The following is a 20,702-nucleotide window of genomic DNA, read 5'->3' on the forward strand; positions in this document are numbered from 1 at the left end:
GTTTATTGTGCGTTTTACTCAAGAAGCGAACAAAAAACAATCTTGCGGCGCGTCATTATTTTTCGCTTTTGTTGTTTTACTATACGAACATGACACTGAACCCCAGACAGAGCGCCCTGATCGAAATGGTGCGGGCCCAAGGCTCGGCTTCGATCGAGGAACTCGCCAAACGCTTTGACGTCACCCTGCAGACGGTGCGGCGCGACGTCAACATTCTTTCCGAAGCGGGCCTGCTGTCGCGCTTCCATGGCGGTGTGCGCATCGAAGCGTCCACCATCGAGAACATCGCCTACCGCAAGCGCCAGGGCCTGCACGCCGCCGGCAAGCAGCGCATCGCCGAAGCCGTGGCGCGCGCCGTGCCCGACGGCTGTTCGCTGATCCTGAACATCGGCACCACCACCGAAGCCATCGCGCGCGCCCTGCTGCGCCACCGCGGCCTGCGCGTCATTACCAACAACCTGCACGTCGCCGACATCCTCTCGGACAACCCGGACTGCGAAGTCATCGTGGCCGGCGGCGTGGTGCGTTCGCGCGACCGCGGCATCGTCGGCGAAGCCACCATGGACTTCATCCGCCAGTTCAAGGTCGACATCGGCCTGATCGGCATTTCCGGCATCGAGGCCGACGGCACCCTGCGCGACTACGACTTCCGCGAAGTGCGGGTCGCGCGGACCATCATCGAACAATCGCGCGAAGTCTGGCTGGCCGCCGACAGCAGCAAATTCAAGCGCCAGGCCATGGTGGAACTGGCGCACATCTCGCAAATCGACCGCTTCTTCACCGATGCGCATCCGCAAGAGCCGCTGGCCCAGGTCCTGCTGGACGCTGGCGTGCGCTGCGACGTCGCGGCCGCCCCGAATACCTTGAAGCAAACACCTTGAATCCCATGAACCAACCGCTAGCCTCCGTCGCCCCGCCCGACCGCAACCGCCTCCTGAACACGCTGGACAACACGCACTCCTGGGACGTGATTGTCATCGGCGGCGGCGCCACCGGCCTGGGCACGGCCGTCGACGCCGCTTCGCGCGGCTATCGCACCCTGCTGATCGAAGGCGCGGACTTCGCCAAGGGCACTTCCAGCAAGGCCACCAAGCTGGTGCATGGCGGCGTGCGCTATCTGGCGCAGGGCAATGTCAGCCTGGTGCGCGAAGCGCTGCATGAACGCGGCCTGCTCAACCGCAATGCGCCGCACCTGGTGTGGCCGCTGGGCTTCGTGGTGCCGGCCTACAACCTGTTCGACCAGCCCTTCTACGGCGTCGGCCTGAAGATGTACGACATGCTGGCCGGCAAGCTGAACCTGGCGCCCAGCCGCTGGCTGTCGCGCCGCGACACGCTGGCCAACGCGCCGACCCTGGCCGAGAACGTGCAGGGCAAGAACCTCAAGGGCGGCGTGCTGTATTACGACGGCCAGTTCGACGACGCGCGCCTGGCGATGAGCCTGATGCGCACGCTGTTCGACCTGGGCGGCACGGCGGTGAACTACATGCGCGCCACCGGCCTGACCATGACGGGCGGCAAGGTCGACGGCGTGACGGTGCAGGACGCGATAGGCGGCGCCAGCTTCACGCTGCGCGCGCGCTGCGTGGTCAACGCCACCGGCGTGTGGGTAGACGCGGTGCGCCGCATGGAAGACAAGAATGCGCAGACCATGGTCGCGCCCAGCCAGGGTGTGCACCTGACCTTGCCGCAGGATTTCCTGCCGGGCAAGCGCGCCATCCTGATCCCCAAGACCGACGACGGCCGCGTGCTGTTCGTGGTGCCATGGAACGGCCACACCATCGTCGGCACCACCGATACGCCGCGCGACGACCTGCCGCTGGATCCGCAGGCGGGCGCCCAGGACGTGGATTTCATCCTGAGCACGGCGGCGCGCTACCTCAGCCGCAAGCCCACGCGCGATGACGTCACCAGCGTCTGGGCCGGGCTGCGTCCGCTGGTCAAGGCCACCGGCGAAGCCTCCACAAAGTCGCTGTCGCGCGAGCACACCATCCTGGTGTCCAAGGCCGGGCTGGTGACCGTCACCGGCGGCAAGTGGACCACCTACCGCCGCATGGCGCAGGACGTGGTGGACACGGCCATCCAGCACCAGCTGCTGACGCAGGCTACCTGCCGCACGGAATCGCTGCCGCTGCACGGCGCGGCGGGCCTGGCGCCCTCGCAGGAACATGCCGGTACGCCGGACAGCTACTACGGCAGCGACTTGCCGACCTTGAAGGCGCTGCCTGGCGCCGAGCGCATGCTGGTCAAGAGCAGCGGCCTGTCGGAGGCGCACGTGCGTTTCGCCGCGCGCTACGAACTGGCGCGCAGCGCCGAGGACGTGCTGGCGCGCCGCAACCGCGCCCTGTTCCTGGACGCCGAGGCTGCGATGCTGGCCGCGCCGGAAGTGGCGCGCATCCTGGCGGAAGAGCTGGGACACGATGCCGCCTGGCAGCAGCGCACCTTGCAGGACCTTGAAGTGGTCGCGGCGAATTACCGTCTCAAGTAGCGCGGTGGGCAATGGGTCGCGCGTGCTTGCGAGCGGCTTTCTTGCGCTCGCTCTCACGCGCCGCACCCATCGCCTACGGGACTCTTAGCCGGCTCTTCTGGATCATCGCCTCGAACGTGCGCAGCAGCGCCGGGTCGCACTTGGAGCCGGCCTCCTGGTTCAGGATGCGCATGATTTCCGCGTGCGTGCGCGCGGGGTGATAGGGCCGCGCGTCGCCCAGGGCGTCGTAGGAATCGGCCAGCGAAATGATGCGCGAATGCAGCGGGATGTCCTCGCCGGACAGGCCGGCCGGATAGCCCGAACCGTCGAAATGCTCGTGGTGGTGGCGCACCGCCAGCGCGATCAACTCGCGTTGCGGAATATCGCTGTGCATGATGATGTCGGCGCCCGCCGCGGCGTGCGCCTTCATGATTTCCCAATCTTCCGGGTCCAGCCGCTTGGGGGAATACAGCACGCGGTCCGGCGTGCCGATCTTGCCGATGTCGTGCAGGCGGGCGGCAACCGCGATCGCCTCCTGCTCCGCTTCGGGCAGGCCGCAGGCCCCGGCCAGCGCCACGCTCAACGCAACAACTCTTTCAGAATGGCGGCCCGTGGCCGGGTCGCGCGCCCGCATGGCGGCGAACAAGGCCGCCACGCAGGAACCAGCAGGATATTCGGGTACGTCTGGAGGCATCGGTCATCGCGCGCAAGCGGGTCGCGCCGCGTTGCGCTGTAGCAAAAGGTCGCGATTCTGACACATTGCGCAGCAATCCTTGCCGATCAGATGCCGCGCCCCAGACCAAAGCAGAGCCGGGCCGTCCGCGGACTTGCCGCGCGATGGCGCCGGCTGCGCCAGGCCTCAGCCCTTCAACCTGTCCAGCAGCGCGTTCGCCACGCCCACCGAAGATGCCGGATTCTGGCCCGTGACCAGCAGGCCGTCGCCGACCACATGCGGCTGCCAGTCGGGACCGCTGGTGTACAGCCCGCCCAATTGCTTGAGTTCATCCTCCACCAGGAACGGCACCACGTCGGTCAACTGCACCGCGGCCTCTTCCGCATTGGAGAAACCGGTGACCTGCCTGCCCTGCACCAGCGGCTTGGCGTCGGCCGTCTTGGCGTGACGCAGCACGCCGGGCGCGTGGCACACGGCCGCCACCGGCTTGCCCGCCGCCAGCATGGTTTCGATCAGCGCGACCGAATTCGGATCTTCCGCCAGATCCCATAAAGGGCCGTGGCCGCCGGGATAGAACACGGCGTCGTAATCGGCCGCCTGCACCTGCGCAAGCCGCAGCGTGGCGGCCAGTTGGCGCTGCGCGTCCTGGTCCTGGCGAAAGCGCCGCGTATCGTCGGTCTGGGCGTCGGGATCGTCGCTCTTGGGATCCAGCGGCGGTTGTCCGCCCGCGGGCGACGCCAGCGTGACCTTGGCGCCCGCGTCGACGAACGCGTAATACGGCGCGGCGAATTCCTCCAGCCAGAATCCGGTCTTGCGGCCGGTGTTGCCCAGCGTGTCGTGGGAAGTCAGCACGATCAGGATGTTCATGTGGCGCTCCTTTCATCCGGGCCGACGCGCACGATGCGCTTGCCGGCGTTTTCACCCTTGAGCAGCCCGATCAGGCCGCGCGGCGCGTTTTCCAGCCCATCGACCACGTCCTCGCGGTATTTGATGCGGCCTTGCTTGATCAAGCCTTCCATCGCCTCGCGAAATTCGCCGTAGCGGTGAGCGTACTCGTTGAAGATGATGAAGCCCTGCATCTTGAGGCGCTTGGTGAGGATGGTGCGCATCAGCAGGCCCAGGCGGTCCGGCCCCTGCGGCTGGCTGGTGGCGTTGTAGGCCGAGATCAGGCCGCAGACCGGTATCCGCGCGCGCGGATTCAAAAGCGGCAGCACCGCGTCGAAGACCGCGCCGCCCACGTTTTCGAAATACACGTCAATGCCCTGCGGCACGGCGCGCGCCAGGCGGCCCGGCAGATCGGGCGCCTTGTGGTCCAGGCAGTCGTCAAAGCCCAGTTCCTGGACCGCGTAACGGCACTTGTCCGCGCCGCCGGCGATGCCGACCACTTTGCAGCCGTGGATCTTGGCGATCTGGCCGACCACCGCGCCGACCGCGCCGCTGGCCGCGGCCACCACCACGGTCTCGCCCGCCTTGGGCTGGCCGATGTCCAGCAGGCCCATGTAGCCGGTGAAGCCCGGCATGCCCAGCACGCCCAGCGAATAGGACGGGTGCTCGGGATCGGGCCCCAACCGCAGCAGGCCGGCGCCGTCGGACAGGGCGTAGTCCTGCCAGCCGGATTGCGCCAGCACCCACTCGCCCGGCCGGTAATCAGGGTGATTGGAGGCCTCGACCCGCGTCACCGTGCCGCCGACCATGACCGCGCCGACCTGCACCGGTTCGGCATAGGACGGCGCGTCGCTCATGCGGCCGCGCATATAGGGATCGAGCGACAGGTACACGGTGCGCAGCAGCACCTGGCCTGGCCCCGGCTGTGGAACTTCGCCGGTTTCCAGGCGGAAATCGCTGTCCGCCGGCTCGCCCTGCGGGCGCGCGGCGAGCACGATGCGACGGTTGATGGAAGACGATTGCGGCATGACGGTCCAGCCTCCTGCAAGGAAGCCGCCCGGGCCTTGCGGGAACAGCCCGGGTGGCGGGATGGGTACCGGGCCATTACACCATCGATGCTCGCGCGGCCGACATGTAACCCTGGCCGCTGCCCCTCTTTTAATTAATTAATAATTTAATTAACATGCACTGCATGTGTCCTGAACCCCGCTCCGATTCCTCCGCGCCCGCTCGCCGGCCCGGCCGTCCGCCGCGCCCCGACAACGCCGCCGCGCGCGCCAAACTGCTGGACGTCGCCACCGGCCTGTTCGCGGCCCAGGGCGTCGCGGCCACCACGCTGACGCATATCGCGCAGCGCGCCGGCGTCACCTCGGCAATGGTGCACTACTACTTCAAGAGCCGCGACCAACTCATAGACGCGGTGGTGGAGGAGCGGATCCTGCCGGTCATCGGCTTCGTCTGGTCGCCCGTGCCGCAGGCGCAGGACCCGGCGGCCGACCCGACCGCCGCCGTGCGGGCCTTCATCACCGAGGTTGTCGGCCGCCTGGTGCAAAGCGCCGCCGAGCGCCCCTGGCTGCCGGCCTTGTGGCTGCACGAGGTCGTCAATGAAGGCGGCCAATTGCGTGACCGCGTGCTGCGCCATCTGCCTGCGGAACGCCTGCAGACTCTGATCGGCCTGATCGCCGAAAGCCAACGCATGGGCGCCATCACGCCGGGCGTGGAGCCGCGCCTGGTGTTTCTTTCCATCCTGGGCCTGACCCTGCTGCCGCTTGCCACCTCCAGCCTGTGGCGGCGCGTGCTGCAGGACGACGCGCAGGCGCAATCCATCGACACCCGCGCGATCGCGGCGCACGCGATCGCCATGCTGACGGGCGGCCTGTTCTCGCCGTCCGTTTCGATTTCCGCTCCTCCAGGACGCTGACCATGCGCATCCCTCCCGTCTTGCGCCGCCCCCTGCCCGCCAGCGCGCTGGCCTTGCTTGCCCTGGGCGGCTGCGGCAAGGAAGACCACGCCTTCTTCCAGGGCTACGCCGAAGGCGAATACGTCTACGTGGCATCCTCCGAGGCCGGCAGGCTGGCCGAACTGCCGGTGCGGCGCGGCCAGCAAGTGGCGGCCGACGCGCCGCTGTTCGCGCTGGAGGCCACGCGCGAAACCGCGGCGCGCGACCAGGCCAGCGCGCAACTGGCCGCCGCCGTGGCGCAGCAGGAAGACATTGCCACCGGCAAACGCCCGGCGGAAGTCGACGTCAGCCGCGCCCAGCTGGCGCAGGCCGAGGCCGCCAGCCGCCGCTCCGCGGCGCAACTGCGGCGCGACACCGACCAGTTCCGCATCGGCGGCATCGCCCGCGCGCAGTTGGACGACAGCCGCGAGCAGGCGCAGTCGGACGCGGCGCGGGTACGCGAACTGCAGGCCCAGCTGGAAGTGGCCCGCCTGCCCGGCCGCGACGAACAGCGCCGCGCCCAGGCCGCCGAGGTCGATGCCGCCAAGGCCGCCCTGGCCCAGGCCGAATGGACGCTGGCGCAGAAGCGGCTGGCCGCGCCGGCCGCGGGACTGGTGTTCGACACGCTCTACCGCGTGGGCGAATGGGTACCGGCGGGCAGTCCGGTGGTCAGCCTGTTGCCGCCGGGCAATATCAAGGTGCGCTTCTTCGTGCCGGAGGAAGCTCTCGGCGCGCTCAAGATGGGCCAGCAGGCCACCGTGCGCTGCGACGCCTGCGGCGATCCCATTCCCGTGCGCATCGACTACATCTCGACCCAGGCCGAGTACACGCCGCCCGTGATCTACAGCCGCGAAAGCCGCAGCAAGCTGGTGTACATGGTACAGGCCCGGCCCGCGCCCGAGGCCGCCGCGCGGCTGCACCCAGGTCAGCCAGTGGAGGTGACGCAGCAATGAACGCGCCGGCCGCCACGCAAGCGTCCAACGGGCAATACGTCATCGACGTGCACGGGCTGAACAAGCGCTTCGGCGACAAGCACGTCGTCAACGACGTGTCGCTGCAGGTGCGCGAGGGCGAGATCTTCGGCTTCCTGGGCCCCAACGGCAGCGGCAAGACCACCTGCATCCGCCTGATGTGCGGCCTGTTGACGCCGGACTCGGGCAGCGGCACTTGCCTGGGCTACGACATCCTGCGCGACAGCGAGCAGATCAAGCGGCACGTCGGCTACATGACGCAGAAGTTCTCCTATTGGGACGATCTGACCATACGCGAGAACCTGGATTTCGTGGCGCGCATGTATGGCATGCCGGACCGCACAGCCACCGTGGACCGCGCGCTGGAAGACCTGGGCCTGCAAAGCCGCGCCAAACAGCTGACCGGATCCTTGTCCGGCGGCTGGAAGCAGCGCCTGGCGCTGGCGGCCTGCCTGCTGCATCAGCCGAAACTGCTGCTGCTGGACGAACCGACCGCCGGCGTGGACCCGACCGCCCGCCGCGACTTCTGGGAGCAGTTGCATGAGCTGGCGGCGCGCGGCATATCGGTGCTGGTCAGCACGCACTACATGGACGAAGCCGAACGCTGCCACAAGCTGGCCTACATCTCTTACGGCAAGCTGCTGACGCAGGGCACGGCCGAAGACGTCATCGCCGAACAGGGCCTGACCACCTGGGCCATCCACGGCCACAACCTGGTGCCGCTGGCGCAGCGGCTGCGCGGCGCGCCGGGCGTGGACCAGACCGTGGCCTTCGGCTCCGCCCTGCACATCAGCGGCCGCGACGCCGCGCTGCTGGAACGCACGCTACGGGATGCCATCGCCGGCCAGGACCTGAGCCTGGAACGCATCGACACCAGCCTGGAGGACGTCTTCATCTACCTGATGAAGCGTTCCACCGACAATTTTGCGAGCCCGCCATGATGCGCCATCTGCAAGGCTTTTCCTGGTCGCGCTGGTGGAGCATGGTGCTCAAGGAGTTCCTGCAGCTGCGCCGCGACCGCATCACCTTCGGCATGATCGTGGGCCTGCCCATCATGCAGCTGGCGCTGTTCGGCTACGCCATCAACACCAATCCCAAGCAGATGCCGACGGCGGTCATCACCGCCGACCACAGCCCCTTCACGCGCAGCTTCGTCGCGGCGATGAAATCGTCGGACTACTTCCACATCATCGAGGAACTGGACACCGAAGAGGCCGGACGCACGGCGCTGGCCCAGGGCCGCGTGCTGTTCGTGCTGACCATACCGCCGGACTTCAGCCGCAAGCTGCTGCGCGGCGAGCGTCCGGCGCTGCTGATCGAGGCCGACGCCACCGACCCCATGGCGACCGGATTGGCCCTGGGCGCGGCCACGCAGCTGTCGCAGGCGGTGGCGACCAAGGACCTGACCGGCCCGCTGGCCAGCCTGGCGGGCGGCCAGCCGCCCTTCGACGTATTGGTGCACCAGCTCTACAACGAAGAGCAGATCTCGCAGTACAACACCGTGCCCGGCCTGATGGGCGTGATCCTGACCATGACGCTGGTGATGATGACCGGCCTGGCCATGACGCGCGAGCGCGAACGCGGCACCATGGAAAACCTGCTGGCCATGCCGGTGCGGCCGCTCGAAGTGATGACGGGCAAGATCGTGCCTTACATCGCGATCGGCCTGATCCAGTCCAGCATCATCCTGCTGGCCGCGCACTTCGTTTTCCACGTGCCATTCCTGGGGTCGCTGCTGGCCGTGTACCTGTCGGCGCTGGTGTTCGTCGCCGCCAACCTGACGGTGGGCATCACGCTGTCGTCGCTGGCGCAGAACCAGTTGCAGGCCATGCAGCTGACCATGTTTTATTTCCTGCCCAATATGCTGCTGTCCGGCTTCATGTTCCCGTTCCAGGGCATGCCGCTGTGGGCGCAATACCTGGGCAACCTGCTGCCCCTGACCCATTTCAACCGGCTGATCCGCGGCATCCTGCTCAAGGGCAATGGCTGGTGGGACCTGTGGCCCAGCATCTGGCCGCTGCTGCTGTTTACCTTGGTCGTGATGACCGCCGCCGTGAAGTTCTACCGCCGCACCCTGGATTGAACCGCCATGTCCCGCCCCACGCCCCTGCCCCTTCCGTCCGCCGCCGCGCACAGGCTGGCCGCGCCGGTCCTGTGCGCGCTGCTCGCGGGCTGCGCGGTCGGACCGGACTTCGAGCGGCCTGCGCCGCCGCAGGTCGACGCCTACGCCTCGCCGCGCGCGTCCGCCCCTTCCGCGGACGCGCAGCGCCTGCAGGCCGGCGCCGACATCCCCGCGCAATGGTGGCGGCTGTTCCGTTCCGAGGCGCTGGATCAGCTGGTGCGGCAGGCGCTGCAAGCCAGCCCCACTCTGGAGCAGGCGCGCGCGCGCTTGCGTCAGGCCGGTGAAGACCTGAACGCCGAAACCGGCGGCCGCATGCTGCCCCAGGTCGACGGCAACCTGTCGGTGACGCGACAAAAGGTGGATCCGTCGGCCTTCGGCGTGCCGGTAGCCGAGCAGCCCGCGCCCTTCACGCTCTACAACGCATCCATCGACGTGTCCTACACGCTGGACGTGTTCGGCGGCAACCGCCGCGCGCTGGAAGGGCTGGGCGCGCAGGTCGACTACCAGGCGCATGAACTGCAGGCCGCGCGCATGTCGCTGGCCGCCAATGTGGTCACTGCCGCCATCCGCCAGGCCGACCTGGACGAACGCCTGGCCGACACCCGCGAGCTGCTGGCGGCCCAAGTGCGGCAGCAGGACATCATGCGCCAGCGCCAGCAGGCGGGCGGCATTTCCGAGGCCGACCTCCGCAACCAGGAGCTGCTGGTCGCGCAGACGCGGGCGACGCTGCCGCCGCTGGAGTACCAGCTGGCGCAGGCCACGCACCAGCTGGCGGCCTACCTGGGCCTGGCGCCGGCCGATCTGCGCTCGGCGCCGCTGCGGCTCGCGGACCTGACGCTGCCTGCCGACGTGCCCACCGGCGTGCCCTCGGCCTTGACGCGCCAGCGCCCCGACATCCTTGCCGCCGAAGCGCTCTGGCACCAGGCCTCGGCCAATGTAGGCGTGGCCGTCGCCAACCAGTATCCGCAATTCACCCTGACCGCCAGCTTCGGTTCGCAACGCACCCGCGTGGGCGACCTGTCCAATGGCCTGAACGTCTGGAGCCTTGGCCTGGGACTGGTCCAGCCGCTGTTCCACGGCGGCGAACTGCGCGCGCGCACGCGCTCGGCCGAGGCCGCCTACGATGCGGCTGCCGCCGGATACCGGCAAACCGTGTTGGAGGGCTTTCGCCAAGTGGCCGACGCCTTGCGCGCGGTACAGACGGACGGCGATGCCTACCAGGCCAGCGACGAGGCGTGGCGCCGCGCCGACCAGGCCGAGCGTATCGCGCAAGGCCGCTACCAGGCCGGCGGCATCAGCCACTTGAGCCTGCTGGACAGCCAGCGCCAGCTGTTGCAGACACGCATCGCGCGCACCGCCGCGGACGCGGCCCGCCATGCCGACACCGCCGCCCTGTTGCAGGCGCTGGGCGGCGGCTGGTGGAACGAAGCGCCCGGCGGCGCACCATAACGGTGCCGTCCATGGGCAATGCGTAACCATGTCCGAGAATTCGGGTAAGAAACTGGCGTTGTGCGAGGTTTAGGAAATCGCTGTATCCGATGCATCATGCATGCGCTCATGCTGCACAGACACAACGATTCATGAATGACCTACTAGACCTGATCGTCTTCTCTCCCGCCCCCGGAGTACGCGCGCAGCGCAGCGCGGCGCTGGCGGAAATGGGCTTCTCGCCCCGGCCGTGCGAAGACTCCAACAGCCTGTTCCGGCTGTTCCAGGCCCACCGCACTCCATTGCTGGTGATGGAAGCCGGACTTTCCGAGCTCTGCATGGCCGTGGCCGGCCTGCGCGCCATGGACACCACCGCCGGCATCGTCGCCGTGTCCACCTTCGATTCCCCTGAAAACCGCATCCTCGGCCTGCATTGCGGCGCCGACGTCTGCCTGCCGCCCGATGTGTGCGCCGCGGAAATCGCAGCCGCGCTGCAAGCGCTGGTACGCCGGATTCCCGCCGCCAGGCGCGCCGCGGACGCCGAGCCGCGCCCGGCACAAGCCGCGCCAAGCGAAGCCGCCGGCAAATGGCAGTTCCATGACGCGGCCTGGACCCTGGTCAGTCCGCAAGGCACGCGGCTGGCATTGACGCTGGCCGAGCGGGAGTTCCTGCTCAAGCTGACGGCTTCCGCCGATAAGCGCCTGCCGCGCGCCGACGCGGCCAGCACCGACACGCACGGCGGCCACGAATCGATGCGCCGCACCGACGTGCTGGTCAGCCGCCTGCGGCGCAAGGCGCAAGACCTGAACCTGGAACTGCCGATCCGCACGGTCTGGGGCTGGGGCTACGCCTTCACCGGAGAAATCTGAGACCGCTGGCCCGGCCCCGCGGGCGCGCCCGCCGCCGCGGCCCGCGGCGGGCGTATCATGCGGCGTACGAGGCCGATTCCCGGCCTGCGCCCGCCACGCTCCCTCCTTCGCGCCCGACATGGAAGTCTTCGAACGCCTGCAAGCCCTGCTTGCCCTGAACCAGGCCCGCTACCGCCTGATTGAACACCCCGCGGCCGGCCGCTCCGTCGAGGTCGCGGCGATCCGCGGCACCGAGGTCAGCCAGGGCGCCAAGGCGCTGGTGTGCCGCGTGAAGATATCGTCCAATCAACGCAAGAACGTGCTGGCGGTGTTCCCTGCCGACAAACAGGCCGACCTGGACGCCATCGCCCGCGCGGCGGGCGGCAAGAAGGCCTCGCTGGCGTCGCAGGACCTGGCGCGCGAACTCACCGGCTGCGAAATCGGCGCCATCCCGCCTTTCAGCTTCAACCCCGAACTGCACCTGCTGGTGGATCCCAGCCTGCGTCTGCGCCATGGTGAAATCGTGTTCAATGCGGGGCGTCTGGACGCCTCCATCCTCCTGAACACGGAAGACTATTTCCGGCTGGCCGCGCCCGCAGAGGCGCCGCTGATCAAGGCCTGATCCCCAGGCCGCGCCACGAGGCCGCCATGTTCCGCTCCTCGCTGAAACATGCCGCAAGCGGCTCCAATATGCGTTGGCTGATGAGCCTGGCGCACATGGAGCCTTCGCCCGTCAGCCGCTGGGTGGCGCTGCGCGCCGCCCTGGCCATCGGCCTGCCGTCGGCCGTCGGACTGGCGCTGGACCAGAGCGCGGCCGCGGCGCTGGTTGCGCTGGGCGCGCTGCCCGCCATCACCGGCGACAACGGCGGCCCCTACCGCAACCGCGCGCTGTCCATCGGTGCCACCGTGTTCGGCGGCGCGCTGGGGTATTTCCTGGGCACGATGATTGCCGGACATGGCCTGTGGACCTCCGCCGCCATGACCTTGCTGGTGCTGGCGGCCAGCCTGGTCGGCACCTTCAACAACATTGCCGCCGTCGCCACGCTGCAATTCGCCGTCTACGTCATCGTCGGCGCCAGCCTGACTTCCACCCTGCCGCCCTGGCTGCCTTCGGTCCTGGTGGGCGCCGGCGGCCTGTTCGGCCTGGCGCTTACCCTGACGGGCTGGGTGGTCAACCCAATAGCGCCCGAGCGCGCCGCGGTCGCCATGGCCTACCGCAAGCTGGCGGCCATGTTCGCCGCCATCGGCACCTCGCGCACCATGAGCGCGCGGCGCGACATGGAAGCGGCCATGACCACCGCCTACGACACCGTGCTGGCCGCCCGCCGCGGCGCCGCCGGCCCCTCGCCCCGGCTGGCGCGGCTGGCCGCGCAGTTGCAGGCCTGCACGCCGCTGACCAACGCCGCGCTGGCGCTGGCCCGCGCCGGACGGGTGCTGCCGCACGATTGCGCCCGTGTCATGAACCGGCTGGCCGACCGCGTGGAAAACGACGCGACGCCGGACCCGCGCGACGACATCGCTACCTTGCGCCAGGCGGGCATGGACCCATTGGCCGACGCGCTGGCCCAGGTGCAGCCGCTGCTGGACGGCGCCGCGCTGACCGAGGCCGACGCCTTCGCCGGCCTGCCGCCGGCGCGGCCGCGCACGCCCTGGCGCGTGCTGGCGCGCACCTACCGGCCGGGGCCCACCACGCTGCGTTATCTGGTTCGGCTGGGCCTGTGCCTGATCGCCGCCGAAGCCGTGGCGATGGCGGCCTCGCTGCCGCGCTCCTACTGGGTGCCGCTGATCGTGGTGGTGGTGTTCAAGCCCAACTTCGGCTCGGTGTTCGCGCGGGCGCTGCAAAGCTGCGCCGGCAGCGTGGTCGGCGTGGCAATCAGCGCGACCGTGCTGGCGCTGGACCGCAACGGCATCGTCAGCCTGCTCACGGTGGCGGCGCTGGCATCCCTGCTGCCCTGGTCGGTGCGGCGCAACTACGGCTTGTTCTCGGCCATCATGCTGCCCATCCTGATGCTGCTGATCGGCGCCCTGCAACCGGGCAGTTGGCCCATCGCGCTGGCACGCCTGATCGACGTGGCAGTGGCCGCGGGCATCGTGCTGCTGGTGGGCTACCTGCCCTGGATACGCATCGAACGCGGCAACCTGGACAACGCGGTCGCCGCCGCCATGGACACGCTGGCCGCCTATCTGAACACCGTGTTCCAGGCCGACCCCACGGGCCGCCACGACCTGCGCGCCAGCGCCTATGCGCGGCTTTCCGACCTGCGCATCGCCTTGCAGCGCGGGCTGTCCGAGCCCCGCCTGGTCAGCCGCCGCGCGCTGGCGTGGTGGCCAGTGGAGGTGGCGCTGGAACGGGTCGCCAACGCCATTTCCGACACGGCATGGTCGCTGCCCGCCGATCAGGCCGCGCCCAGCGCCGCCGAACTGGCGCAGTTGGCCGCGAGCCTGCATCAGATGAGCGCCGCGGTCGTCCAAGGCGTAGCCATGCCGTCCGCCGCCATCGCCTCGTCCGCGCCCGCGCTGCGCGACGTGGCGGCCCAGATCGAAGCCTTGCGCGCCGCGCTGGCCGGCCCGGATTTCGCGGCCGCGCCAGGCAAAGCCCTTCCCCACAAACCCGCCAACCAGGTCTGAACCATGTGTCTTGCCGTACTGGCCCTGCATGCCCTGCCGGGCATCCCCGTCCTGATCGCCGCCAACCGCGACGAGTTCCATCAACGCCCCACCTTGCCTGCCGCGCAATGGCCGGACGCGCCCGAGGTCTACGCGGGCCGCGACGGCCTGGCCGGCGGCAGCTGGATGGGAGTCACGACCGGCGGCCGCCATGCCCTGGTGACCAACTTCCGCGAACCCGGCAAGCTCATCCAGAACGCACCTTCGCGCGGCGCGCTGGTGGAAGACTATCTGCGCGGCGCGGCGTCCCCGGCCGACTACCTGGCGCAGGTCCATGCCGCCGGCCAGGCCTACAACGGCTTCAACCTGATCGTGGGCGACGCGCATGAAGCCTGGTATCTCAGCAACCGCGACGGCGGCCCGCGCCGCCTGGCTCCCGGCGTCTATGCCCTGTCCAACCATCTGCTGGACACGCCCTGGCCCAAGCTGGCGCGCACCAAGGCGGCTTTCGAAGCCGTGCTGCGCAGCGGGCCGCAGCCAGACCTGCCCGCGTTGATGGCCGCGCTGGCCGACCGCCAGCCCGCCGGAGACGCTGAGCTACCTGCCACCGGCCTGCCGCTGGATCGGGAAAGGCTATTGAGCAGCCCCTTCATCGTCAGTCCGAACTATGGCACCCGCAGTTCCAGCGTGCTGGCGCTGCGCGACGATGGCGCCGGACAGCTGGATGAAAGGCGCTTTGGCCCGGACGGCACCGTCAGCGGCGAAAGCAGGCTGACATTTTCCTGGCGCGCGACTAGCGGTACGCTTGCATAGGCTGCGGAAACAATCGGTTGATATCGGAGGCCCGCGGGAGCGAACTCCGCGCCGGCATGCGGGTCGAACTGTTCATGCGCGCCGGGCAGGCGTGCAGATCGTCCTATTCAGGAGAGTCTCATGAACAAGCGTATAGAACGCTGCACCATGGCCGCCGCGATGGCGCTGGGCAGCATGGCCTTTGCCGGCATCCTGTCCACCGCGCAGGCCGGCCTGCCGCCGGTGCAACAGCAAGGTTCGGTGCAGTACGTCAGCGGCGGCATCGGGCTGGACGAATCCGAAGCCATGAAGGCTGCCGCCAAAGACTATCCACTGGCGCTGACGTTCGCCGCGCAACGCGACGGCAAGGCCGACTACGTCGCCAATGTCGCCGTCACCATCACTGACGCGCATGGCAAGTCCGTCTTGCAAGTTACCGCCGAAGGTCCGTACATGCTGGTGAAGCTGCCTGCCGGCAACTACAAGATCTCGGCCACCTACAACGGCCAGGCGCAGCAACGCGAAGTGTCCGTGCAGAACGCGGGCACCGCGCGCGCCGTGTTCGAATGGAAGTAGCGGGCGTCATGGCACGCGCTTGAACGCGCGCGCCACGGCTTCGATTTCGTTGGTCCAGATTCCGCCCGCGTAACCCGCCGGCACGCGGCGGATGTCCTCGGGCGTGTCGATGCCCGTGGAAAACCCCTCGCCGCCGTAAGGGCCGATCAGGAACGCGCTGCTGCCTGCGGCATCCATGCGTTCCAGGAAGCGACCGGGCCAACCCCACAGCCAGGGCGCCACGTTCACCGGCACCATCAACACCATGCCGCGGCAGACCTGCGGCACATGGCCGCTCCAGCCTGCGGCCACGTAGCGCAACAGGCAGGACTTCAAGTCCGAACGCGTCAGCGTCCGCAGGTCCGGCGCCAACTGGCGCAGCCGGCCTACCGGCTCCTCGCCGCCGTACACCATGAAGTCGGCCCGCCTTGCGGATGGCATGCCATTGAGCACGGCCGCCAGCGCCGCGCCCTCGGCCGGGTCGCGGCTCTTGACGTTGATCAGGAAACGCTGGCGCGGAAAGGCCTCCAGCACTTCGGACAGCGTGGGCATCAGGCCCACGCCGCGCCCGCGGAATGGAAAGGTCTTGCCGCCGTCGGCGGTATAGCCGTAGCCGATGTCCAGCCCCTTGAGCTCGGCCATCGTGTGCGCGCGCGTCTCGCCGCGGCCCTCGGTACGGCAGTCAACCGTCCAATCGTGGAACACGGCGAATTGGCCGTCGGTAGTGGGATGGACGTCGATCTCCACGATGTCGGCGCCGGCGTCGAAGCTGGCGCGCATGGACGCGATGGTGTTTTCCAGATAGCCGTGCGTGGGCGCGACGATGCGGGTGGCGGTGCAGGTGTCCTGCTCCATGCCCGCCGTGTCGTAGCGTTGGGCGATGCCGCGATGCGCCAGCAGCGTCGCCCTCGCGCCGGGATCGGGAACGGTCCGGTCGGCGTTGTTGAGATAGACGAAGCCCAGCAACGCGATGGCTGCCAGCGCTGCAACGCGCCGCTTGCGCATGCCTGCTGCCCCTTAGACGCCGGAGAACAGGATCGCGATGATGAAGCCCACGCTGATGGTCCAGACCAGCGAGCGCAGCGCGCCCCAGCCTGCCAGGTACATGGCCAGATAGCCCAACCGCACGCCCAGCCAGCAGGCCATCAAGGTGGCGACATGCGCGGGCGGCGCCTGGGTATACAGCGCGAACAGCACGGCCGCATAGAAGAACGGCAGCGATTCGAAGGTATTGGTCTGCGCCGCGTTGGCGCGTGCCCGCCAGCCTTCCTGGCGCGCCAGCCAGGCGCGCGGATCATTGTTGTCGAACTTCTGTCCGCCCGCCTTGGCGACTATCGCCGATACGAAAGGCAGCAGCGCCGCCGCCAACATCAACCACGCGATCATTTTCATAGTCTGGCTCCCAGGTATCCGGCAGGCGCCAGGATACCTTTGTTCGGAGCGCGGCGGCAGAGAATGAAGTGCAGGGCCTGGTCCGCGCGGCTTGCGCCGGGCCGCGTTTACACTCAGCGCTTGCCAAGTCCATCCACCTCCATGCCCCTGCTCAGCCCCTGGTCCGCCCTGTTTCTTGCCGCCGCCATGTTGTGGCCGCCCGCCACGCGGCGCTGGGCGCTGGCGCCATTGGCCGCCGCCTACGCCTGGGCCTGGGCCGAGGGCACGATAGATCCCGTGGCGCTGGCCTGGCCTGCGCTGCTGATCCTGGCTGGGGTGCTGGTCCAATCGGCATCGAACGCAACGACGCGCGCCGCTGGCCACACCCTCTTCATCGCGTTGGCGGCCTTGTTGTTCCTGCATCGGCTGCCGGGCTTTCACAACCCGCAGGTCATCGCGCCGGCGCCGCTGACTCCGGACGCCGTGCCTTTCGGCATGTACCTGAACCTGGACAAGCCGCTGGTGGCGTTCTGGGTGGTACTCGCCATGGCGCCGCCGATGGCGGGAGCGGATTTCCGCGCAACGCTGTCGTCGGCGTTCCTGGCCTGCGCGGCCGCGGTGGCCGTCTGCCTGGGTTGCGCCCTGGCGCTGGACGTGGTGGGCTGGACGCCCAAATGGCCGCCATCGGGCTGGATCTGGCTGATCAACAACGCCCTGCTGGTAACGCTGGCGGAAGAGGCGCTGTTCCGCGGCTACCTGCAGCAGCGGCTGACGGACTTGTGGAGCGGCCGCAACTGGGGGCCGTGGGCGGCATTGATCATCGCGGCCGTGCTGTTCGGCCTGGCGCATTACGCTGGCGGTTGGCAATGGATGCTGCTGGCCGGCCTGGCAGGCGCGGCCTACGGCCTGGCCTACCGCTACGGCGGCTTGGCCGCGGCGGTGCTGGCGCACCTGGGCCTGAACGCGGCGCACTTCGGCTTGTTCACCTATCCGATGCGCGCCGTGCTCTGAAGGCTGGGCCTTTTACCTACGCCAGTGCCGGATAGTCGGTATAGCCCCCCGGACCCGGCGCATAGAAGGTGGCCGGGTTGGGCCGGTTCAGCGCCGCCTTGAGTTCGAAACGGCGCGCCAAGTCCGGGTTGGCGATGTACTGCACGCCGAAGGCCACGGCATCAGCCCGGCCCGCGGCGATGGCAGCCTCGGCGGACTCGCGGCCGAATCCTTCGTTGGCGATGTAGGTGCCGCCGAATTCGGCCTTGAGCATCGGGCCCAGGCTGTCAGCGGCTTCGTACTCGCGCACGCACAGGAAGGCGATGCCGCGCTTGCCGAGTTCGCGCGCCACATAACCGAACGTGGCGGCCGGATTGGAATCGCCCATGGTGTGGATTTCCCCGCGCGGCGACAGATGCACGCCCACGCGGCCCGCGCCCCACACCGATATACAGGCATCCACCGCTTCCAGCAGCAGCCGCGCGCGGTTTTCCAACGAGCCGCCATAGGCGTCAGTGCGGTGGTTGGTGCTGTCCTGCAGGAACTGGTCCAGCAGATAGCCGTTGGCGGCATGCACTTCCACGCCGTCGAAACCGGCCTCCATGGCCATCTTCGCGCCATGGCGGTAAGCCTCGACCACACCCGGAATCTCGGCCGTTTCCAGCGCGCGCGGGGTGACGTAGGCGCGCTGCGGGCGCACGTGGCTGACGTGGCCCTTGGCAGCGATAGCGCTGGGCGCCACGGGCAACTCGCCGTCCAGGAACATGGGATCGGAAATGCGGCCCACGTGCCAGAGCTGCGCCACGATCAGGCCGCCGGCCTGGTGCACCGAGGACGTGACCTTGCGCCAACCCTGGACCTGCTCGGGGGTCCACAGGCCCGGCGTATCGGCATAGCCCACGCCTTGCGGCGTGACGGCCGTGGCTTCGGTCAGGATCAAGCCGGCGCCGGCGCGCTGGGTGTAGTACTCGACCATCAGCTCATTGGGCACGCGGCCCGGGCTGGAATGCATGCGCGTCATGGGCGCCATGACGATGCGGTTGCGCAGCGACAGATCGCCTGCGCGCAGGGGTTTGAAAAGTTGGCTCATGCGTAAATCCTTGGCCCCAGCTCAGGGACCGCTGGCGACGTAGCGGGGGCTACATATCCTGGTTCAAGCGCCGCAGGAACGCGGCGATGACGGCTTCGTTGCGACGGTAGAAGATCCACTGCCCCACCTTGGTGGCCGATATCAGGCCCGCGCGCTGCAAAACGGCCAGGTGCGAGGACACGGTGGACTGTGACAGTCCGCAGCGTTCATCGATGTGGCCCGCGCATACGCCATGCTCCAGCGTATGGCCCGGGCGCTCCTCGAAGTACGCATGCGGCGTCTTCAGCCACGTCAGGATGTCGCGCCGTACCGGATTGGCCAGCGCCTTGAGGATGGCGTCGGCGTCGACGGCAGGTAGCGCGGCGGCGGAGTCTGGGCTGGGAGTGGGGGCAGTCATATTCAAATATCGCAATTTACCGAATCTTATATCGGAACTATTCGATATATAGTCATGCCCCTGCGGTGGTCAGGGCTATCCGAGGCTATCCGCCCGAGGCTTTCCGCCCCGGCGGCGCCCTTCCCCGTGCCGTACCGCTCAGACCGGGCACCGGTCCAACACGGACCACCCCGCGCGCGCCTCGATGGCCTCGCCCGCGGCCAGGCACAGGTCTTCCCGGAAACGCCCCGCCACCAGCTGGACGCCCATCGGCACGCCGTCCGCCAGGCCAACGGGGACCGACAAGCCCGGCAAGCCGAGTATCGCGGTCGAGACCAGCGGACTCTGGGCGCGCAGCATGTCGCCCATGGCCGCGTCGCCTTGCTGGTCCTGGTCGATCGGGAACGGGCGTTCGAACGACACCGGCATGAGCAGAACCGGATAGCGGTCGAAGAACGCGCCCCACTCCCGCAGGAGCGTGGTGCGCATGGCCAGCGCCTGCACCAAGCCGTCCTTGTCCAGGGACGAGGTGTGGGCCAGCATGCTGCGGTACGCGCGCTGGATCGCCGCGTCGCCGGCGCGCTCGATTTCGCGGCCCATGGAGCCGGACGCCTCGTTCATCAACACATTGCGCCAGAGCTCGGCGGCCTCCTCGAACCTGGGCGGCGCCGCCGTTTCCACGATGTAGCCGGCGTCTTCCAGGCTTTTGGCGGCACGCAGCAAGGCGTCCACTACGGCGGGATCGGGCTGCAAGGCCGAGGTGCCGCAGAATAGCGCCACCCGCCGGCTGTCGCCAGGCCGCCGCAAATCCAGCGGCGCGGGGACCCACCACGGATCGCGCGAATCGCCCGCGGACATGGCTTCCAGGCCCAGCCGCAGATCGGCGATGCTGCGGCCCAATGGCCCCTGGGTCGCAGCCAGTTGGGAGGCGACCGGACGCTCCGATTTCTGGGTGGCGTTGTAGGCCGGCACCCGGCCTTGCGATGGCCGCAGCCCCGCCACGCCGCAGGCATAGGCCGGGTAGCGGATCGATCCGCCCTGGTCGCTGCCGTGCGCCAGCGGCCCCATGCCCAGGGCGGCGGCGACGGCCGCGCCGCCGCTGGATCCGCCCGGCGTGCGCGCGGCATCGAACGGGTTGACGGTGCGGCCATGCAGGTCGTTGTCCGAGAACCAGCGCCAGGAAAATGCCGGGACATTGCTGCGACCGATCACGACCGCGCCCGCCTTGAGCCAGTTGTCGACCGCCGGATTGTTCTCGCTTGCGATGAGGTCGCGGTACGCGACGACGCCATTGGTCGTGGCCGATCCCGCCAGATCGGCATTGGCCTTGATCGTCACTGGCACGCCGTGCAGGAGGCCTAACTGCGCCCCCTCGCGCACCGCGGCGTCGGCGGCGTCGGCCGCCTTCAGGGCCTGCTCGGCGCAGATCTCGGTCAGCGGATTGAAGACCGGGTTGAGTTGCTCCGCCCGTTGCAGGCAGCTCTGCACGGCTTCGCGGCTGGAAACTTCCCGCTTGCGGATGGCAAGGGCCAGGTCGACGGCGCTCCAGCGCCAGAGTTCGTTCGTCATGATGGCTCCGGATGATTGTGAA

At 68.7% G+C, this 20,702-nt stretch carries 21 protein-coding genes; 13 read left to right on the plus strand and 8 right to left on the minus strand.

All coding sequences use genetic code 11. The features are described 5' to 3' along the window. The first annotated feature begins 89 nt into the window (after positions 1 to 89). Both AXYL_RS17305 and AXYL_RS17310 read left to right on the plus strand, forming a co-directional pair. Positions 90 to 881, plus strand: a complete 792-nt coding sequence (locus tag AXYL_RS17305; RefSeq protein ID WP_013394120.1) for a DeoR/GlpR family DNA-binding transcription regulator — start codon at positions 90 to 92, stop codon at positions 879 to 881. A 5-nt stretch (positions 882 to 886) separates the two neighbouring features. After that, complete coding sequence (locus AXYL_RS17310) at positions 887 to 2,485, plus strand: glycerol-3-phosphate dehydrogenase/oxidase (RefSeq protein WP_013394121.1); 1,599 nt, start codon at positions 887 to 889, stop codon at positions 2,483 to 2,485. A gap of 73 nt (positions 2,486 to 2,558) precedes the next feature. On the opposite strand, the gene AXYL_RS17315 is transcribed toward AXYL_RS17310, so the two are convergent. From AXYL_RS17315 to AXYL_RS17325, 3 genes are all read right to left on the minus strand, one after another. Beyond that, complete coding sequence (locus AXYL_RS17315) at positions 2,559 to 3,158, minus strand: HD-GYP domain-containing protein (RefSeq protein ID WP_013394122.1); 600 nt, start codon at positions 3,156 to 3,158, stop codon at positions 2,559 to 2,561. Between the two features lie 165 nt (positions 3,159 to 3,323). Next, complete coding sequence (locus AXYL_RS17320) at positions 3,324 to 4,004, minus strand: type 1 glutamine amidotransferase domain-containing protein (RefSeq protein ID WP_013394123.1); 681 nt, start codon at positions 4,002 to 4,004, stop codon at positions 3,324 to 3,326. Continuing rightward, entirely contained in the window at positions 4,001 to 5,050 is a 1,050-nt protein-coding gene (locus AXYL_RS17325; RefSeq protein WP_013394124.1) for an NADP-dependent oxidoreductase, read from the minus strand. The genes AXYL_RS17320 and AXYL_RS17325 overlap by 4 nt, the downstream gene beginning before the upstream one ends. Positions 5,051 to 5,214: 164 nt before the next feature. Between AXYL_RS17325 and AXYL_RS17330 the strand changes: the two genes are divergently transcribed. The 10 genes from AXYL_RS17330 (at position 5,215) to AXYL_RS17375 (ending at position 15,305) form a co-directional block, all read left to right on the plus strand. Then, on the plus strand, positions 5,215 to 5,943 hold the full coding sequence (locus AXYL_RS17330) for a TetR/AcrR family transcriptional regulator (RefSeq protein ID WP_013394125.1): 729 nt from the start codon (positions 5,215 to 5,217) through the stop codon (positions 5,941 to 5,943). A 2-nt stretch (positions 5,944 to 5,945) separates the two neighbouring features. Continuing rightward, positions 5,946 to 6,914 (plus strand): HlyD family secretion protein, encoded by a 969-nt coding sequence (locus AXYL_RS17335; RefSeq protein ID WP_013394126.1) that lies wholly within the window; start codon positions 5,946 to 5,948, stop codon positions 6,912 to 6,914. Further along, complete coding sequence (locus tag AXYL_RS17340) at positions 6,911 to 7,873, plus strand: ABC transporter ATP-binding protein (protein WP_013394127.1); 963 nt, start codon at positions 6,911 to 6,913, stop codon at positions 7,871 to 7,873. The genes AXYL_RS17335 and AXYL_RS17340 overlap by 4 nt, the downstream gene beginning before the upstream one ends. After that, entirely contained in the window at positions 7,870 to 9,015 is a 1,146-nt protein-coding gene (locus AXYL_RS17345; RefSeq protein WP_013394128.1) for an ABC transporter permease, read from the plus strand. The genes AXYL_RS17340 and AXYL_RS17345 overlap by 4 nt, the downstream gene beginning before the upstream one ends. A gap of 6 nt (positions 9,016 to 9,021) precedes the next feature. Next, positions 9,022 to 10,503 (plus strand): efflux transporter outer membrane subunit, encoded by a 1,482-nt coding sequence (locus AXYL_RS17350; protein WP_013394129.1) that lies wholly within the window; start codon positions 9,022 to 9,024, stop codon positions 10,501 to 10,503. A 131-nt stretch (positions 10,504 to 10,634) separates the two neighbouring features. Next, positions 10,635 to 11,351: a transcriptional regulator gene (locus AXYL_RS17355; protein ID WP_013394130.1), complete on the plus strand. Its 717-nt coding sequence runs from the start codon at positions 10,635 to 10,637 to the stop codon at positions 11,349 to 11,351. A gap of 118 nt (positions 11,352 to 11,469) precedes the next feature. Then, the gene (locus tag AXYL_RS17360; protein WP_013394131.1) at positions 11,470 to 11,952 is read left to right on the plus strand and encodes a YbaK/prolyl-tRNA synthetase associated domain-containing protein; all 483 of its coding nucleotides are present in this window, start codon (positions 11,470 to 11,472) and stop codon (positions 11,950 to 11,952) included. A 26-nt stretch (positions 11,953 to 11,978) separates the two neighbouring features. After that, positions 11,979 to 13,958: an FUSC family protein gene (locus AXYL_RS17365; protein ID WP_013394132.1), complete on the plus strand. Its 1,980-nt coding sequence runs from the start codon at positions 11,979 to 11,981 to the stop codon at positions 13,956 to 13,958. 3 nt (positions 13,959 to 13,961) lie between these two features. Further along, positions 13,962 to 14,750, plus strand: coding sequence for an NRDE family protein (locus AXYL_RS17370; protein WP_013394133.1), 789 nt, complete (start codon positions 13,962 to 13,964; stop codon positions 14,748 to 14,750). 120 nt (positions 14,751 to 14,870) lie between these two features. Continuing rightward, entirely contained in the window at positions 14,871 to 15,305 is a 435-nt protein-coding gene (locus tag AXYL_RS17375) for a carboxypeptidase-like regulatory domain-containing protein (RefSeq protein ID WP_013394134.1), read from the plus strand. Between the two features lie 6 nt (positions 15,306 to 15,311). Here the strand turns inward: AXYL_RS17375 and AXYL_RS17380 are convergent, their stop codons facing one another. Both AXYL_RS17380 and AXYL_RS17385 read right to left on the minus strand, forming a co-directional pair. Then, positions 15,312 to 16,289, minus strand: a complete 978-nt coding sequence (locus AXYL_RS17380; protein ID WP_013394135.1) for a glycerophosphodiester phosphodiesterase family protein — start codon at positions 16,287 to 16,289, stop codon at positions 15,312 to 15,314. 12 nt (positions 16,290 to 16,301) lie between these two features. Beyond that, positions 16,302 to 16,676 carry an MAPEG family protein gene (locus AXYL_RS17385; protein WP_013394136.1) on the minus strand — a complete coding sequence of 125 codons (375 nt, stop codon included), beginning with the start codon at positions 16,674 to 16,676 and terminating at the stop codon, positions 16,302 to 16,304. A gap of 141 nt (positions 16,677 to 16,817) precedes the next feature. On the opposite strand from AXYL_RS17385, the gene AXYL_RS17390 reads away from it, so the two are divergent. Then, positions 16,818 to 17,666 (plus strand): CPBP family intramembrane glutamic endopeptidase, encoded by an 849-nt coding sequence (locus tag AXYL_RS17390; RefSeq protein ID WP_013394137.1) that lies wholly within the window; start codon positions 16,818 to 16,820, stop codon positions 17,664 to 17,666. 16 nt (positions 17,667 to 17,682) lie between these two features. Here the strand turns inward: AXYL_RS17390 and AXYL_RS17395 are convergent, their stop codons facing one another. The 3 genes from AXYL_RS17395 to AXYL_RS17405 form a co-directional block, all read right to left on the minus strand. Continuing rightward, on the minus strand, positions 17,683 to 18,735 hold the full coding sequence (locus tag AXYL_RS17395; RefSeq protein ID WP_013394138.1) for an alkene reductase: 1,053 nt from the start codon (positions 18,733 to 18,735) through the stop codon (positions 17,683 to 17,685). Positions 18,736 to 18,784: 49 nt separating this feature from the next. Continuing rightward, the gene (locus AXYL_RS17400) at positions 18,785 to 19,132 is read right to left on the minus strand and encodes an ArsR/SmtB family transcription factor (protein ID WP_013394139.1); all 348 of its coding nucleotides are present in this window, start codon (positions 19,130 to 19,132) and stop codon (positions 18,785 to 18,787) included. A 138-nt stretch (positions 19,133 to 19,270) separates the two neighbouring features. Then, positions 19,271 to 20,680 (minus strand): amidase family protein, encoded by a 1,410-nt coding sequence (locus AXYL_RS17405; RefSeq protein ID WP_013394140.1) that lies wholly within the window; start codon positions 20,678 to 20,680, stop codon positions 19,271 to 19,273. Positions 20,681 to 20,702: the final 22 nt, after the last annotated feature.

Origin of the sequence: Achromobacter xylosoxidans A8 (genome assembly GCF_000165835.1) — a bacterium.
GTDB classification, from domain to species: Bacteria; Pseudomonadota; Gammaproteobacteria; order Burkholderiales; family Burkholderiaceae_B; genus Achromobacter; species Achromobacter xylosoxidans_B.

Bases quoted from the DNA above. Each gene is read 5' to 3' on its own strand.
- AXYL_RS17350 (WP_013394129.1), top strand. From the start codon at position 9,022: ATGTCCCGCCCCACGCCCCTGCCCCTTCCGTCCGCCGCCGCGCACAGG.
- AXYL_RS17325 (WP_013394124.1), bottom strand. From the start codon at position 5,050: ATGCCGCAATCGTCTTCCATCAACCGTCGCATCGTGCTCGCCGCGCGC.
- AXYL_RS17355 (WP_013394130.1), top strand. From the start codon at position 10,635: ATGAATGACCTACTAGACCTGATCGTCTTCTCTCCCGCCCCCGGAGTA.
- AXYL_RS17305 (WP_013394120.1), top strand. From the start codon at position 90: ATGACACTGAACCCCAGACAGAGCGCCCTGATCGAAATGGTGCGGGCC.
- AXYL_RS17320 (WP_013394123.1), bottom strand. From the start codon at position 4,004: ATGAACATCCTGATCGTGCTGACTTCCCACGACACGCTGGGCAACACC.
- AXYL_RS17365 (WP_013394132.1), top strand. From the start codon at position 11,979: ATGTTCCGCTCCTCGCTGAAACATGCCGCAAGCGGCTCCAATATGCGT.
- AXYL_RS17315 (WP_013394122.1), bottom strand. From the start codon at position 3,158: ATGCCTCCAGACGTACCCGAATATCCTGCTGGTTCCTGCGTGGCGGCC.
- AXYL_RS17340 (WP_013394127.1), top strand. From the start codon at position 6,911: ATGAACGCGCCGGCCGCCACGCAAGCGTCCAACGGGCAATACGTCATC.
- AXYL_RS17400 (WP_013394139.1), bottom strand. From the start codon at position 19,132: ATGACTGCCCCCACTCCCAGCCCAGACTCCGCCGCCGCGCTACCTGCC.
- AXYL_RS17310 (WP_013394121.1), top strand. From the start codon at position 887: ATGAACCAACCGCTAGCCTCCGTCGCCCCGCCCGACCGCAACCGCCTC.
- AXYL_RS17345 (WP_013394128.1), top strand. From the start codon at position 7,870: ATGATGCGCCATCTGCAAGGCTTTTCCTGGTCGCGCTGGTGGAGCATG.
- AXYL_RS17360 (WP_013394131.1), top strand. From the start codon at position 11,470: ATGGAAGTCTTCGAACGCCTGCAAGCCCTGCTTGCCCTGAACCAGGCC.
- AXYL_RS17335 (WP_013394126.1), top strand. From the start codon at position 5,946: ATGCGCATCCCTCCCGTCTTGCGCCGCCCCCTGCCCGCCAGCGCGCTG.
- AXYL_RS17330 (WP_013394125.1), top strand. From the start codon at position 5,215: ATGTGTCCTGAACCCCGCTCCGATTCCTCCGCGCCCGCTCGCCGGCCC.
- AXYL_RS17395 (WP_013394138.1), bottom strand. From the start codon at position 18,735: ATGAGCCAACTTTTCAAACCCCTGCGCGCAGGCGATCTGTCGCTGCGC.
- AXYL_RS17375 (WP_013394134.1), top strand. From the start codon at position 14,871: ATGAACAAGCGTATAGAACGCTGCACCATGGCCGCCGCGATGGCGCTG.
- AXYL_RS17405 (WP_013394140.1), bottom strand. From the start codon at position 20,680: ATGACGAACGAACTCTGGCGCTGGAGCGCCGTCGACCTGGCCCTTGCC.
- AXYL_RS17370 (WP_013394133.1), top strand. From the start codon at position 13,962: ATGTGTCTTGCCGTACTGGCCCTGCATGCCCTGCCGGGCATCCCCGTC.
- AXYL_RS17380 (WP_013394135.1), bottom strand. From the start codon at position 16,289: ATGCGCAAGCGGCGCGTTGCAGCGCTGGCAGCCATCGCGTTGCTGGGC.
- AXYL_RS17385 (WP_013394136.1), bottom strand. From the start codon at position 16,676: ATGAAAATGATCGCGTGGTTGATGTTGGCGGCGGCGCTGCTGCCTTTC.
- AXYL_RS17390 (WP_013394137.1), top strand. From the start codon at position 16,818: ATGCCCCTGCTCAGCCCCTGGTCCGCCCTGTTTCTTGCCGCCGCCATG.